Origin of the sequence: Thiemannella venezuelensis (assembly GCF_014203605.1) — a bacterium.
Classification (GTDB): Bacteria; Actinomycetota; Actinomycetes; order Streptosporangiales; family Streptosporangiaceae; genus Planomonospora_A; species Planomonospora_A venezuelensis.
Genome location: NZ_JACHJJ010000029.1, coordinates 1 through 12729, shown reverse-complemented (window position 1 = coordinate 12729; position 12729 = coordinate 1). Strand labels below are relative to the sequence as shown.

The window sequence follows — 12729 nt, the reverse complement described above, 5'->3', positions numbered from 1 at the left end:
CAGAATCGGCTTCCGGTCCCGGCACTGGGACGACCGGCGGGCGCGCTACAGCGCTCCCGCGTAGACCCAGGCGCCCTCGTTCCGGACGAAGCGGCTGTTCTCGTCCAGGTGCCCCGCGTTCCCGCGCTCCTCGTAGTGGGCGCGGAACCGGACGGTGCCCTCGGTGTGGAAGGCGCTCCCGCCGGTGGTCTCCAGGATCTCCAGGCGCACCCAGCGCGTCGTCCGGTCGAGATCGACGCGCGGCGGGCGGGTGGCCGGATGCCAGGTCCGCAGGAGGTACTCCTCGTCGCCGACGCTGAAGGCGCTGAACCGGGAGCGCATGAGCAGTTCGGCGGTGGGCGCGGCGGCCTCCCCCCGGTGCAGCCTCCCGCAGCAGTCCCGGTACGGCGCGCCGAGCCCGCACGGGCACGGGGCGTTGGGCGTGGAAGGCGGCCGGGGCCGTGAACTGCGTCGGGGCATGCTCCCCATTCTGCCGCTCGTCGGCGTGCCGGTCGTCCCGGGCCGGTCGCCCCGGGCCGGCGACCGCCGCACCGGTCGCCGCCGGGCCGGGCGCGGGCCGCGACCGGCAAGCGCCTTCGCCGGCCGGTCAGGGGGTCACCGGGGCTGTGCCGCCGGGATGACGCCGTGGACGACCCGGCCGATGCGCCCGGCGGCGGCGCCGGGGCCGGGCCTACCGGCAGAATGGGAAGCATGTCCCGACGCGGTTCACGGTCCCGGCCGCACTGCCGGTCACCTGGTGACCCGCCGACACATGAGGAGGACATCATGGCCACCACGGGTGTGCGTCATCCGGTCTTCGCCCGGCTGTACCCGCGTCTGAGCCGCAACCTCGATCGCAGCGGGATGGCCGAGCACCGCCGGGCGCTGCTGGCGGGACTGTCCGGCCAGGTCATCGAGGTGGGTGCCGGAAACGGGCTGAATTTCGCGCACTATCCGCCCGCCGTCACGCGCGTGCTGGCCGTCGAACCGGAGCCGCGGCTGCGCGGCCTGGCCCGCTCCGCGGCGGCGGCGGCGCCGGTCCCGGTCGAGGTGGGCGACGGCCTGGCCGAGCACCTGCCGGCCGCCGACGCCTCCTTCGACGCCGTCGTGGCGGCGCTGGTGCTGTGCTCGCTGCCCGATGTGCCCGCGGCGCTGGCCGAGATGCGCCGCGTGCTGGTCCCCGGCGGGCAGCTGCGGTTCCTGGAGCACGTGCGCGCCGACTCGGCCGGGCTCGTGCGGGTGCAGCGGCTGCTGGACGCCACCGTCTGGCCGCGCCTGGCCGGTGGCTGCCACACCGGCCGCGACAGCGCCGCGGCCATCGAACGCGCCGGGTTCGCCATCACCGGGCTGGAGCGCTTCCTGCTCCCGGAGATCCGCACGCCGGTGTCGTTCTTCATCCGGGGAACGGCCCGCCCGTCCCCGGTCACCGGCGCGTGACCGCAGGGCGGTCAGGCCCGGGTCAGCCGCCGGGTCACGGTGGTCTCCGGCGCCAGGAACGCCGCGGCGATCCGCGCCGTGCTCAGCCCGCACACCACGCGCAGGGTCAGCGCGATCTGCGCGGCCCGGGACAGCGCGTCGTGCGCCTCCTGCTCACCCACGGCCCGGCCCCCCGCTCACGAGGCCGGCTCGCCCTCCGCGAACGGCCCGTCGGTGACGAGCGGCTCGCGCCGCGCCGAGGCCGCCGCAGTATGGTCGATTCCCGGAGTGTGGAGGAGGGTGCGCCGATGGAGGAGTTCCTGGCCGTACAGGATCCGGTGGCGGTCGCGCTGACGGCGGCGATCAGGTCCGGAGACCTCGAAGGACTGCGGCGGCTGCTCGCCGAGCGGCCCGGGCTGGCCGCGGCGCGGATCGGGGACACGGGCATGTCCCGGACCGCCCTGCACGCGGCCACCGACTGGCCCGGCCACTTCCCGTACGGCCCGCAGGTCGTCGCGGCGCTGATCGCCGCGGGCGCGGACGTGAACGCCCGCTTCGCCGGACCGCACACCGAGACACCCCTGCACTGGGCGGCCAGCAGCGACGACGTCGCGGTGCTGGACGCGCTGCTGGACGCCGGCGCGGACATCGAGGCGCCCGGGTCGGTGGTCGACGGCGGGACCCCGCTGGCGGACGCGGTCGCGTTCGGCCGGTGGAACGCCGCCCGCCGCCTGGTCGAGCGCGGAGCCCGGCAGAACCTGTGGCAGGCGGCCGGCCTGGGCGATCTCGGCCGTGTCCGCGCCCTCCTGGACCCCGGTCCGCCGCCGGACCGGCAGGAGGTCACCGGTGCGTTCTGGTGCGCCTGCCACGGCGGCCGGCGGACGACGGCCGCGTACCTGCTCGAGCGGGGCGCCGAGCTGAACTGGATCGGCTACGACGGCCTCACCCCGCTGCAGGCCGCGCAACGGTCCCGGGCGAGTGACGTGGCCGCCTGGCTGCGCGAGCGCGGCGCCCTCACCGCCGACGAGGTGCGCGGCGCGGAACCGGGCCGCTGAGCCGCGGGGCCCTGCCGGCCCCGCAGCTCAGCCCCGTACCAGCAGGTTGTCCCGCTCGACGGCCTCCAGCAGGAGCGTCTTGTAGCCGACCTCCTCGAACAGCACGGTGACGCGGTCGCTCTCCCGGCTCATCACCATGCCCGGTCCCCATTCGCTGTGCCGTACCCGGGCGTGCATCGCGAAGGGACCGCGGTCGGCTCCGCCCTCCTGCTCCCCGGCCTCACCGGCCCGGCAGGTGTCGCAGTTCCCGCAGAGCCGCTCGTACGGCTCGCCGAAGTACTCCAGCAGGAACCGGCGGCGGCAGCCGGTGGTCTCGGCGTAGCCGCGCATCATCTCGATCCGGGAGGCGTCGACGCACCGGCGGGCCTCCTCCAGTTCCACGGCCCGCGCGACGGCGCGCTCGGGGCCGGGGCCGTCCTCCGCCCAGCGCAGGTGCCCCCGGCCGGTGACCGTCACGGCGGCGGCCCGCTCCAGGAGGTTCACCACCCTCGTCAGCCGGGTGGCGCCCACGTCCAGTGTCCGGCGCAGCTCCCGGGCCGGGACCGTGCCTCCGTACTCGCGCAGCAGGGTCGCGGCCCGCAGCAGGAGCTCCTCGTCGGCCCGTCCTCCGGCGAAGAACCTGCGCAGCCCCAGGTCCTCGGGCCGGTAGAACAGCACCGCGACGGCCGGACCGCCGTCCCGCCCGGCCCGGCCGATCTCCTGGTAGTAGGAGTCCGGCGACTCCGGCGGGGCGGCGTGCAGGACGAACCGCACGTCGGGCTTGTCGATGCCCATGCCGAACGCCGAGGTCGCCACGGCGACGTCCAGCCCGCCGTCGCGGAACGACTCGTGCACGCGATGCCGGTCGGACGCCCTCATCCCCGCGTGGTACGGCTCGGCCCGGCGCCCCTCCGCCCGCAGCGCGGCGGCGTACTCCTCCGTGTCCCGGCGGGTGGCGACGTAGACCAGCCCGAGCCCGGAGCGGGAGGCGGCCTCGGCCACCAGCGCCCGGCGCAGGTCGTCCCCGGTGACGAAGCGCCGTACCCGGAGGTCCAGGTTGGGCCGGTCGAACCCGCGCACCACCTGGCGCACGTCCCGCAGCCCCAGCACGGCCGCGATCTCCTCGCGCACCGCCGGGGTCGCCGTGGCGGTCAGCGCCACCACCGGCGGGTGCCCCAGCCGCTCGATCACCCGGCCGAGCCCCAGGTAGTCGGGGCGGAAGTCGTGGCCCCAGGCGGACACGCAGTGCGCCTCGTCGACGGCGATCAGCGAGGGGCGCGCGGCCCGCAGCCGTTCCACCGTCTCGTGCCTGGACAGTTGCTCGGGGGTCAGGAACACGAACTCGGTACGGCCCGCGCGCACCGCCTCCAGTGACGCCTCGCCGCCGGGCTGGGCGGAGTTGACCGCGACCGCCCCGCCCGCGCCGGCCTCCGTCAGCCCCGCGACCTGGTCCCGCTGCAGGGCGATCAGCGGCGAGACGACCACCGTCGGGCCGTCCAGCAACTGGGCGGGCACCTGGTAGACGGCCGACTTCCCGCCACCGGTCGGCATGACCACGAGCGCGTCCCCGCCGCCCATCAGATGGGTCATGGCCTCCACCTGGCCGGCCCGCAACTCCGGCCAGCCGAACACTTCGCGGGCCACGGCGCGCAACCGCCCCGCCTGCGATCCCGCCGCTTCTCCTGCGCCCATCTCCCCCGCCTTCCGCCGCGCGGACAGGACCGCTACCCGCGCTCCGGCGTCGTAGTCGGCATCCGCCACCGCCCGCCGCGACCGGGCCGACCGGTCGGCGGTGACGCCGGTGAACGGCTGCGGCGGCGTGGAGCACCATCCGCAGGGGGTCAAGTGGAGCACCATCCACAGGGGGTCAAATAGTGGCAATCACTGGTAAAAAAGGTGAATTGCCCTCACCCGCCCCTAGGACGCACCGTGATGCTGTTCGACCCCGCCCGTGGCCCGGCGTTCGCCGTCTCGTGCACCGAGCACGGAGACGCGGTCGTCGTCCATCTCAGCGGCGAGCTGGACCTGCGCTCCACGCCGGTCCTGCGCGACCACCTCCGGCCCCTCTGGGAGCGCCCCGGGACCCGCGCACTGATCATCGACATGAGCGGGCTGGACTTCTGCGACTCGACGGGCCTGGGCGAGCTCCTGTCGACGATGAAGCGCAGCCAGCGGGCCGGGATGCGCTTCATGCTCAGCGAGCTCTCCGATGTGGTGGCCCGGGTGCTGAGCATCACCGGCCTGCGGAACGCGTTCGAGATCCACGCGGGCACCGCCGAGGCGCTGCGCCGGGTCTCCTCACCGTGACGCGACCGCCCGGGAGGTCAAGGAAGGCAGCCGACGTGTGCCAGCGCCTGCTTCAGCAGGACTCCCTGCCCGCCGGTCATCTCCTGCTGCACCAGCGGTGACGCGGCCTCCTGGGGCGTGAACCAGACGAGGTCGAGGGCGTCCTGGCGGGGGCGGCAGTCCCCCGCGACCGGGACGACGTACGCCAGCGAGACCGCGTGCTGCCGGGGGTCGTGGTACGGCGTGACGCCCTGCGTCGGGAAGTACTCGGCGATGGTGAACGGCTGCGGGGAGGCCGGGACCCGGGGCAGCGCCACGGGGCCGAGGTCCTTCTCCAGATGGCGCATGAGCGCGTCGCGGACGCGCTCATGGTGGAGCACGCGCCCGGACACCAGAGCCCGGCTGACCTTCCCGCCCGATCCGATGCGCAGCAGCAGGCCGACGCGCGTGACCACTCCGGCGTCGTCGACCCGCACGGGGACGGCGTCGATGTAGAGGATCGGCATCCGCGCGCGTGCCGCCTCCAGCTCGTCGGGAGCAAGCCAGCCGGGCGAGGTTTCGGTCATTTCGGTCATTGAACGATCGTACTTCGCGGCCCGCCTCCGGGGCACGGCCACTCCCGCGCACGCCGCGCCGGGGCCGGCGCGGGCCCGCATCCCGCCTCCCCGCCGGGCCGCCCGGAGCCCGGCCCCTCGACCGGGCGGCGCGGGAGCGCCGCCTTGATATGCAAGTCGCTACTTGCATATAGTGGAGACGTGGCGGAGGACGTCTTCAAGGCACTGGCCGACCCCACCCGCCGGCGCATCCTCGATGAGCTGGCGGAGCGGAACGGCCAGACCCTGTTCGAGATCTGCACGCGGCTGGCCGTCAGGCACGGCCTGGGGCTGTCCCGCCAGGCGATCAGCCAGCACCTGGCCGTGCTGGAATCGGCGGATCTGGTCCGTTCGCGGCGCCAGGGCCGCTACAAGTTCCACGACCTGAACACCGGGCCCCTGGAGCACATCGTGACCCGGTGGCTCAGGCCCGACACACCGGAGGGAACCCCATGAGGATCCACCTGTCCAGCGTCTTCGTCGACGACCAGGACAAGGCCCTGCGCTTCTATACCGACGTGCTGGGCTTCGTGAAGAAGACCGAGGTTCCGGTGGGCGAGGACCGGTGGCTGACCGTCGTCTCACCGGACGACCCCGACGGCACCGAACTGCTGCTGGAGCCCGACGGCCACCCCGCCGTCAAGCCGTACAAGGCCGCGCTGGCCGACGACGGCATCCCGGCCACCGCCTTCGCCGTGGACGACGTGCACGCCGAGTTCGACCGGCTGCGCGGGCTCGGGGTGCGCTTCACCCAGGAGCCGCTGGAGATGGGCCCGGTCACCACCGCGGTCCTGGACGACACCTGCGGCAACCTGATCCAGATCGTGCACCACAAGTAGTCCCCTGCGGCCCGGCGGAGGCCGGGCCGCAGGGGCCGGTTCCGCGCCCGCCGGCCGCCCGGCGGGCGCGGCCGGTCAGGGGTGGGGGATGAAACGGCCGAACCGGCCCTGGTGATACAGGAGGGGGCGGCCCGGGCCGTGCACGACCGCCTCCGCGACCAGGCCCACGACCAGGATGTGGTCGCCCACGGCGGTCGTCTCGTACGGCAGGCAGACCAGGTGCGCGGAGACGTCCCGCAGCAGCGGCGCCCCGAGCGGCCCGGGGCTCCAGCGGGTGGGGGCGGCGAAGCGGTCGACGCCCCTGCCTGCGAAGCGCGCCGCCAGCTCGGCCTGGTCACTGCCCAGGATGTTGACCGCGAAGTGGTCGGCCGCCCGCAGCCGGGGCCAGGTGGTGGAGTCCTGGTCGACATAGAAGGCGACCAGGGGCGGGTCGAGGCTGACCGAGGAGAACGAGGTCGCGGTCATCCCCGCGGGCACGCCCCCGCTCTGCGCGGTGATCACGACGACGCCCGCGGCGTGGACGGCGAGAGCCCGCCGGAAGGCGCCGCCGTCCACGGACCGGCCCGGCCCGTGGTCGCCGGACCGGCGGGCGGCGCGGCCTTCCCGCAGGTCGGCGCCGTGATCCGCGGGCCGCCCCCGGAGGAGCCCCGGAACGGTCTCCGTCATGCCCTCGATCCTTCCCTGTCCGCCGCGGCCACCTGGGGAGCGACCCGGTCGGCCCATCGTGCGAGGACCGGGCCGAGATCCGGGATCTCGGCCTCCAGCAGCGCCAGGCCGGGTGTGGGCACGTGGGCGCCGAGCTCGACCAGGACGGGCCGCAGGTGCAGCTCCACGGCCAGGGCGTGCCGGGCATCGCCCATGACCAGCAGCGGCAGCGCCGTGGTCCCGGCCAGCGCCCCGCCGGGCAACCGGTCCAGGAACGCCTTGAGCAGGCCGGTGTAGCTGGCCTTGTAGGTGGGACTGGCCACCACGAGCACGTCCGCCTCCGCGACCAGCTCCAGCGCCACCTCCACACCCGCGGACGGACCGGGCGCCAGCAGGTGCGGCCCGAGCGCCGACAGGTCCACGACCTCGCCGGGCGCGTCGTACCCGGTCCGCCGCCCGACCGCCGCGGCCGCGGCCTCGGCCACGGCCCGTGTCCGGGAGCCTCCGCGGGGGTTGCCGACCAGCGTCACCAGGGAGCCGCCCGCCGGTGCGCCGCTCCCGCCCCGTGCCGTCGCCGTCGCCGTCGCCGTCGCCGTCGCCGAGACGCTCACGAGGCCACCGCCGTCTCCAGCCGCCCGGCCGCCGCCGGACGCGCGTGGCGGGAGGCGGGCCGGGCCAGGCCGTAGTGCTCGCGCAGCGTGCGGCCCTCGTACTCGGTCCGGAACAGGCCTCTGATCTGCAGTTCCGGCACGACGTGGTCGACGAAGTCCTCCAATCCGCCGGGCAGGACGGGCGGCATGATGTTGAAGCCGTCGGCCGCGCCACCGGTGAACCAGGCCTGGATCTCGTCGGCGATCTGCTCGGGGGTGCCGGCCACGACCCGGTGCCCCCGTCCGCCCGCCAGCCGGGACAGCAGTTGCCTGACGGTCAGGTTCTCCCGCCGGGCGAGGTCGATGACCAGCTTGCGGCGGCTCTGCGCCCCTTCCGTCTCGACCGGGACGTCCGGCAGCGGCCGGTCCAGATCGTCGTGCGACAGTTCGATGCCGGTCATGTTCGAGAGCTGGGCCAGGCCGTACGCGGGGATGACGAGGTCCTCCAGCTCCTTCTCCAGCCGGAGTGCCTCCCGCTCGGTGGAGCCGATGATCGGGGAGATGCCGGGCAGGACCAGCAGCTCGTCCCCGTGCCTGCCGTACCGGGCCAGGCGGCCCTTGAGGTCGGCGTAGAACTCCCGGGCCCCGGCCAGGGTCTGCTGGGCGGTGAAGACCGCCTCGGCGTGGCGGGCGGCGAACTCCTTGCCGTCCTCCGAGGAGCCGGCCTGGACCAGGAGCGGGTGGCCCTGCGGCGGACGCGAGGTGGTGAGCGGCCCTCGGACCCGGAAGTGGGCGCCGTCGTGGTCGAGCGCGTGGATCCTCCCCGTGTCGGCGTAGACGCCCGCGCGGCGGTCTCCCACCACGGCGCCGTCCTCCCAGCCGTCCCAGAGCCCGGTGACCACCTCCAGGAACTCGGTCGCCCTGGCGTAGCGGTCGGCGTGCGCGGGACGCTCGGTGCCGAAGTTGTGCGCCTCGGCCTCACCGGCCGAGGTGACGATGTTCCAGCCGGCCCGGCCTCCGCTGATGTGGTCCAGCGAGGCGAACTTGCGGGCCACGTGGAACGGCTCGTTGTAGGTGGTGGAGACGGTCGCGATCAGGCCGATGCGGTCGGTGACCGCGGCCAGCGCCGACAGCAGCGTGAGGGGTTCGAGGCCGCCGATCGCGTTGTGCCGTACGTCGCCCTGCAGGGCGAGGCCGTCGGCGAGGAAGAGCGAGTCGAGCCTGCCCCGCTCGGCGATCCGGGCCAGTTGCTGGTAGTGGCGGACGTCGTTGAGGCGGGCGGGCTCGGTGCGCGGGTGGCGCCAGGCCGCCTCGTGGTGGCCGACGCCCATGAGGAAGGCGTTCAGGTGCAGCGTGCGGGTGGGCATCAGGTGGTCCTCCACGTCGAGAAACGGCGCTCCACGCCGAGCAGGAGCAGGTTGAACAGCAGGCCGAGCGCGGAGATCGTGATGATCCCGGCGTACATGTCGGGGATGCGGAAGCTGAACTGGGAGTCCTGGATGAGGTAGCCGAGCCCGGCCTTGGCCCCGACCATCTCGGCGAAGATCAGCACGAGGATGGAGTAGGCGCCGGCCAGCCGGATGCCGGTGAAGACGGTCGGTACGGCCGCCGGAAGGATCACCTTCTGGAACAGCCTGACCGGGCCGAGTCCCATGGACCGGGCCGACTTGACCAGCAGCGGTTCCACGGTCCTGACGCCGCTGACGGTGTTCAGCAGGATCGGCCAGGCGCAGGCGTAGAACACGAAGACGATCTTCGAGGTCTCCCCCAGGCCGAAGATCAGGATGAAGACCGGCAGCAGGGCCACGGCCGAGGTGTTGCGGAACAGCTCCAGCACCGGGCTGAGGAAGTCGGCGACCGGCCGGTACCAGCCGATGGCCAGCCCGAGCGGGATGGCCAGCACGATCGCCAGGCCGAACCCGCTGAAGGAGCGGGTCAGCGAGGCCTGGAAGTGCTCGGCCAGCCGGCCGTCGAGCAGCAGGTCGTACCAGGCGAGCAGGACCTCCGACAGGGGCGGCACGAACACCGGGTCGACCGCTCCCGTCCGGGGCAGCACCTCCCAGACCCCGGCCAGCAGCACGAGCGCCAGCGACCGGTTGACCCCCGTGACCAGCCGGGACGCCACCGAGGTCCGCGTCCCCGCGACGGTCCTGAAGAAGTTGGTGGCCCTGTCGTCGGCGGTGGGGGCGTCGCCCCGCGCGGATCCGGTCCCCGGGACCGCGCGGCCGGCGGGCCGTGTCCCGTCCGCGTTCTCCCCGCCGTCTCCGGCCGTGCCACCGGAGGGCCCCGCGCCGCGGGCCGGGGTGAGCGTGTCAGCCAATGGTCCGCTCCTGTTCCTGGGCCACGGCGACCTCGTCGCGCAGCAGGGTCCAGATGTGGTGGCGGTACTCGCCGAAGCGCGGGTCCGCGCGCAGGTCGCCCTCGCGCGAGTCGAACGCCACGTCGATCACCCGCTTGATCCGGCCGGGTCTGGAGGTCATCACCGCGACCCGCTGCCCCAGGTAGATGGCCTCGTCGATGCCGTGGGTGATGAACACCACCGTCTTGCCCGTCTTCTCCCAGATGCGCAGCAGCTCCTCCTGAAGCGATTCACGGGTCTGGGCGTCGAGCGCGGCGAACGGCTCGTCCATCAGCAGCACGTCCGGGTCGAAGGCCAGGCTGCGGGCGATGGCCACGCGCTGGCGCATGCCGCCCGACAGCTCGTGCGGGTAGCGCTGCCCGAAGCCGTCCAGCCCGACCAGGTCCAGGTAGTGCCGGGCCCGCTCACGCCGCTCCTTCCTCGGTACGGCCTTCGCCTCCAGCCCGAACTCGATGTTGGCCAGGGCCGTGCGCCAGGGGAACAGGGCGTACTGCTGGAAGACGATCCCCCGGTCCAGGCCGGGGCCGTCGACGGCGCGGCCGTCGATGAGGATCTCGCCGCGGGTCGGCGCGGTGAGGCCGGCGACCAGGTCGAGCAGTGTGGACTTGCCGCACCCGCTCGGGCCGACGAGGGTCAGGAACTCCCCCTCGCGGACGTCCAGGTCGATGCCGTCGACCGCGGTGAACGGCCGGTCGGATCCCCTGACCCGGAAGGTCTTGCCGACGTCCCGGATGCCGATCTTCGCCGGCCGCGCGGCGGGGGCGCCGTGCCCGGGGACGGCTGACGCGCCCTGCTCCACGGCGCCCCGTCCGGCGCCCGTCCCGCGACGGCCTGCCCGGCCGTGCGCGCTCACGAGGCGCTCCCGTTCCCGAAGGGGTTGAACTCGTTGGTGTACAGGTCGGATGCCTTGACCTGGCCAGGCCTGATCTCTCCCTCGCGTTCCAGCCACTCGATCCAGGTCTGGAACTCCCCGGCGTCGATCACGCCGCCTCTGCCGCGCACGCCGCTGCTCTTCCAGAAGCCGACGGTCGTTGCGTCCTCGTTGCGCCCGCGCTTGGCGATGATCTCCCTGTACTTGGCGATCACCTCGTCGCGGGAGTGCGTCTGGGTCCACTCGACGGCCTTGGCGAAGCCCTCCACGAACGTCCTCGTGGTGTTCGGGTTGTCCTCGATGAAGTCCTCGCGGAGCACGACGCTGCCGGCGGTGAAGGAGCCGAACAGGTCGATGTCCTTGAGCAGGGGGTGGATGCCTCCGCGCTCCAGGGCCTTGTCCCGCAGGACGCCCGAGAGCGCGGCCACGTCGATCCGCCCCTGCCGCAGCGCCTGCTCGGTGTTGGCCGGCGGCACGACGACCAGCTCGACCCTGCCGATCTCGTCCGGGGTCAGGCCGCCGCGCTTGAGGTACTCCTTGAGCACGGCCTCCAGGTGGGCGCCGAGGGTGTTGACCCCGATCTTCTTGCCGATCAGGTCGCGGGGTCCCTTGATCGGCGACCCGTCCGCGACGTAGTAGCCGATGTAGCTGTCCTCGTCGCTGCCGTAGTAGCCGACCACGGCCTTGATCGGGGCCTTGGCGGCGACGAGCTTGATGACGGCGCCGTTGAAGGCCCCGCCGAAGTCGGTCTGGCCGGTGGCCGCCGACTGGATGTCCTGCGGGCCGGAGACGGTGTTGCCGACCCATGTGAGCCTGAGGTCTCCGAGGTAGCCGAGCTCCTGGGCCAGCTCAGGGAAGGTGACGGCGCCGGCGCTGCCCTGGTAGCGCAGCTCGGTCACCTCCTGTCCCCCGGGCCTGGCGGCTCCGGAGGCCGATCCGCAGGCGGCGAGGGAGGCGGCCAGCAGGACGGAGACGAGGGCGTGTCTGGTTCTGATCACGGAAGTGGTCCTCATGGAGGAAGGGCATGCTCGCGCGGCGCCCTGCCGCGGGCGAGGCATGCCGGGGGAACTGTTGCGCGAAGGGGCGTGGACGTCGTCGGCCACGCGAGGAGGACGAGGGTGCCGGTGCGGCCTGTGGCCGTACGCCCTCGGCGGATGCGGTGGACGCTGGAGATCCGCGGTCAGCGACACTGCGCGCTGGCGACGTGGCCGAAGTCCACGTGCGGGCGGCGCGTGAGGTAGGTCCCCTGGCTCATGCCTCGAACCTAGGGCCTCCCGGGGGACTAAGTCAATCTTTCCTACTGGTTTTACATGAAATAGGTCCGGAACCGTCCCGGTCCCGGCCGAGGGCCCGGTGTCACGGGTTGGGCGGGCGCGGACCACCGGAGTCTCGTGCCGCTCGACGAGAGGACGGCGGCGTGGGACGACGCGGCCACCTGCCGGAGTCCCGGCGCGAAGCCCGGTTCCCGGGCGGAGGCGGGCGGCGCCGCCCGGAGCGCCGCGTACGGGCCCGTCCGCACGCCGGGAACGGCGTCCGGACCGGGCCGGCCCCCGCTACCGGGGCAGGCTCGGCTGGGGCTCGGCGGTGACGCGGGCGGCGGCGCCGGTGGACTCGCGCACGACCAGGTGGGTCTCCAGCCGGGCCAGCGTGGGCGTGCCGGAGTCTCCGGCGCTGACGGCGGCCAGCAGCAGGTCGACCGCCATCCGCCCGGCCGCCGCGGTCGGCATCGTGATCGTCGTCAGCTTCGGCCGGTTCAGCCGGCCGGGCAGACTGTCGTCCACACCGATCACGCTCACGTCACCGGGCACGTCCAGACCCCGCTCGCGCAGACCCTCGATCAGGCCCAGCGCGACCAGGTCGTTGTAGCACAACACCCCCGACGCCCCCGACGCCGCCACCGCGCCCGCCACCGCCAGCCCGCCCTGCTCGGTCGGCGCGTTCGGCCGGAGCACGGTCAGCTCCACTCCGTACTCGGCGGCGGCGGCGGTGGCGGCGGCGTGCATCTCCTCGCTGGTCCAGGAACCCTCCGGCCCCGACAACAACACCACCCGCCCATGACCCAACCCCGCCAGATGCCCCACCGCGGCCCGCACCCCCTGACCCACATCCATCAACAC

Annotated in this window: 16 protein-coding genes; 5 read left to right on the top strand and 11 right to left on the bottom strand. The window is 73.9% G+C overall.

Features of this window, described 5'->3' with window-relative positions:
• Positions 1-45: 45 nt before the first annotated feature.
• Positions 46-459: a YchJ family protein gene (locus FHS22_RS31385; protein WP_184947780.1), complete on the bottom strand. Its 414-nt coding sequence runs from the start codon at positions 457-459 to the stop codon at positions 46-48.
• Between the two features lie 306 nt (positions 460-765).
• Here FHS22_RS31385 and FHS22_RS31380 point away from each other — a divergent pair, with 306 nt between their 5' ends.
• The gene (locus tag FHS22_RS31380; RefSeq protein ID WP_184947778.1) at positions 766-1416 is read left to right on the top strand and encodes a class I SAM-dependent methyltransferase; all 651 of its coding nucleotides are present in this window, start codon (positions 766-768) and stop codon (positions 1414-1416) included.
• 11 nt (positions 1417-1427) lie between these two features.
• On the opposite strand, the gene FHS22_RS31375 is transcribed toward FHS22_RS31380, so the two are convergent.
• The gene (locus FHS22_RS31375; RefSeq protein ID WP_338048039.1) at positions 1428-1577 is read right to left on the bottom strand and encodes a sigma factor-like helix-turn-helix DNA-binding protein; all 150 of its coding nucleotides are present in this window, start codon (positions 1575-1577) and stop codon (positions 1428-1430) included.
• Positions 1578-1703: 126 nt separating this feature from the next.
• Here FHS22_RS31375 and FHS22_RS31370 point away from each other — a divergent pair, with 126 nt between their 5' ends.
• On the top strand, positions 1704-2450 hold the full coding sequence (locus FHS22_RS31370; RefSeq protein ID WP_184947776.1) for an ankyrin repeat domain-containing protein: 747 nt from the start codon (positions 1704-1706) through the stop codon (positions 2448-2450).
• A 27-nt stretch (positions 2451-2477) separates the two neighbouring features.
• Here the strand turns inward: FHS22_RS31370 and FHS22_RS31365 are convergent, their stop codons facing one another.
• Positions 2478-4286: a RecQ family ATP-dependent DNA helicase gene (locus tag FHS22_RS31365; RefSeq protein ID WP_260408476.1), complete on the bottom strand. Its 1809-nt coding sequence runs from the start codon at positions 4284-4286 to the stop codon at positions 2478-2480.
• A gap of 75 nt (positions 4287-4361) precedes the next feature.
• On the opposite strand from FHS22_RS31365, the gene FHS22_RS31360 reads away from it, so the two are divergent.
• Positions 4362-4736 (top strand): anti-sigma factor antagonist, encoded by a 375-nt coding sequence (locus FHS22_RS31360; RefSeq protein WP_260408480.1) that lies wholly within the window; start codon positions 4362-4364, stop codon positions 4734-4736.
• A 17-nt stretch (positions 4737-4753) separates the two neighbouring features.
• On the opposite strand, the gene FHS22_RS31355 is transcribed toward FHS22_RS31360, so the two are convergent.
• On the bottom strand, positions 4754-5290 hold the full coding sequence (locus FHS22_RS31355; protein WP_221474358.1) for an NUDIX hydrolase family protein: 537 nt from the start codon (positions 5288-5290) through the stop codon (positions 4754-4756).
• A gap of 180 nt (positions 5291-5470) precedes the next feature.
• Here FHS22_RS31355 and FHS22_RS31350 point away from each other — a divergent pair, with 180 nt between their 5' ends.
• Together FHS22_RS31350 and FHS22_RS31345 are read left to right on the top strand one after the other, a co-directional pair.
• Positions 5471-5764: an ArsR/SmtB family transcription factor gene (locus FHS22_RS31350; protein WP_184947772.1), complete on the top strand. Its 294-nt coding sequence runs from the start codon at positions 5471-5473 to the stop codon at positions 5762-5764.
• Positions 5761-6147 carry a VOC family protein gene (locus FHS22_RS31345; RefSeq protein ID WP_184947770.1) on the top strand — a complete coding sequence of 129 codons (387 nt, stop codon included), beginning with the start codon at positions 5761-5763 and terminating at the stop codon, positions 6145-6147. Before FHS22_RS31350 ends, FHS22_RS31345 begins: the two co-directional genes overlap by 4 nt.
• 75 nt (positions 6148-6222) lie before the next feature.
• Here FHS22_RS31345 and FHS22_RS31340 read toward each other — a convergent pair whose 3' ends face one another.
• From FHS22_RS31340 to FHS22_RS31310, 7 genes are all read right to left on the bottom strand, one after another.
• Positions 6223-6813, bottom strand: coding sequence for a flavin reductase family protein (locus tag FHS22_RS31340; RefSeq protein ID WP_184947769.1), 591 nt, complete (start codon positions 6811-6813; stop codon positions 6223-6225).
• The gene (locus tag FHS22_RS31335; protein WP_184947865.1) at positions 6810-7325 is read right to left on the bottom strand and encodes an NADPH-dependent FMN reductase; all 516 of its coding nucleotides are present in this window, start codon (positions 7323-7325) and stop codon (positions 6810-6812) included. Before FHS22_RS31335 ends, FHS22_RS31340 begins: the two co-directional genes overlap by 4 nt.
• 74 nt (positions 7326-7399) lie before the next feature.
• A complete protein-coding gene (locus FHS22_RS31330) occupies positions 7400-8749 on the bottom strand; it encodes an LLM class flavin-dependent oxidoreductase (RefSeq protein ID WP_184947767.1) in 1350 nt (449 codons plus the stop codon).
• On the bottom strand, positions 8749-9702 hold the full coding sequence (locus tag FHS22_RS31325) for an ABC transporter permease (protein WP_260408475.1): 954 nt from the start codon (positions 9700-9702) through the stop codon (positions 8749-8751). Before FHS22_RS31325 ends, FHS22_RS31330 begins: the two co-directional genes overlap by 1 nt.
• Positions 9695-10480: an ABC transporter ATP-binding protein gene (locus FHS22_RS31320; RefSeq protein ID WP_338048045.1), complete on the bottom strand. Its 786-nt coding sequence runs from the start codon at positions 10478-10480 to the stop codon at positions 9695-9697. Before FHS22_RS31320 ends, FHS22_RS31325 begins: the two co-directional genes overlap by 8 nt.
• 110 nt (positions 10481-10590) lie before the next feature.
• Positions 10591-11610 carry an ABC transporter substrate-binding protein gene (locus FHS22_RS31315; RefSeq protein WP_338048038.1) on the bottom strand — a complete coding sequence of 340 codons (1020 nt, stop codon included), beginning with the start codon at positions 11608-11610 and terminating at the stop codon, positions 10591-10593.
• A 555-nt stretch (positions 11611-12165) separates the two neighbouring features.
• On the bottom strand, positions 12166-12729 hold a 564-nt coding region (locus tag FHS22_RS31310; protein ID WP_184947763.1), incomplete at its 5' end, for a substrate-binding domain-containing protein.

Bases quoted from the DNA above. Each gene is read 5' to 3' on its own strand.
- FHS22_RS31385 (WP_184947780.1), bottom strand. From the start codon at position 459: ATGCCCCGACGCAGTTCACGGCCCCGGCCGCCTTCCACGCCCAACGCC.
- FHS22_RS31380 (WP_184947778.1), top strand. From the start codon at position 766: ATGGCCACCACGGGTGTGCGTCATCCGGTCTTCGCCCGGCTGTACCCG.
- FHS22_RS31370 (WP_184947776.1), top strand. From the start codon at position 1,704: ATGGAGGAGTTCCTGGCCGTACAGGATCCGGTGGCGGTCGCGCTGACG.
- FHS22_RS31365 (WP_260408476.1), bottom strand. From the start codon at position 4,286: ATGGTGCTCCACTTGACCCCCTGCGGATGGTGCTCCACGCCGCCGCAG.
- FHS22_RS31360 (WP_260408480.1), top strand. From the start codon at position 4,362: ATGCTGTTCGACCCCGCCCGTGGCCCGGCGTTCGCCGTCTCGTGCACC.
- FHS22_RS31355 (WP_221474358.1), bottom strand. From the start codon at position 5,290: ATGACCGAAATGACCGAAACCTCGCCCGGCTGGCTTGCTCCCGACGAG.
- FHS22_RS31345 (WP_184947770.1), top strand. From the start codon at position 5,761: ATGAGGATCCACCTGTCCAGCGTCTTCGTCGACGACCAGGACAAGGCC.
- FHS22_RS31340 (WP_184947769.1), bottom strand. From the start codon at position 6,813: ATGACGGAGACCGTTCCGGGGCTCCTCCGGGGGCGGCCCGCGGATCAC.
- FHS22_RS31330 (WP_184947767.1), bottom strand. From the start codon at position 8,749: ATGCCCACCCGCACGCTGCACCTGAACGCCTTCCTCATGGGCGTCGGC.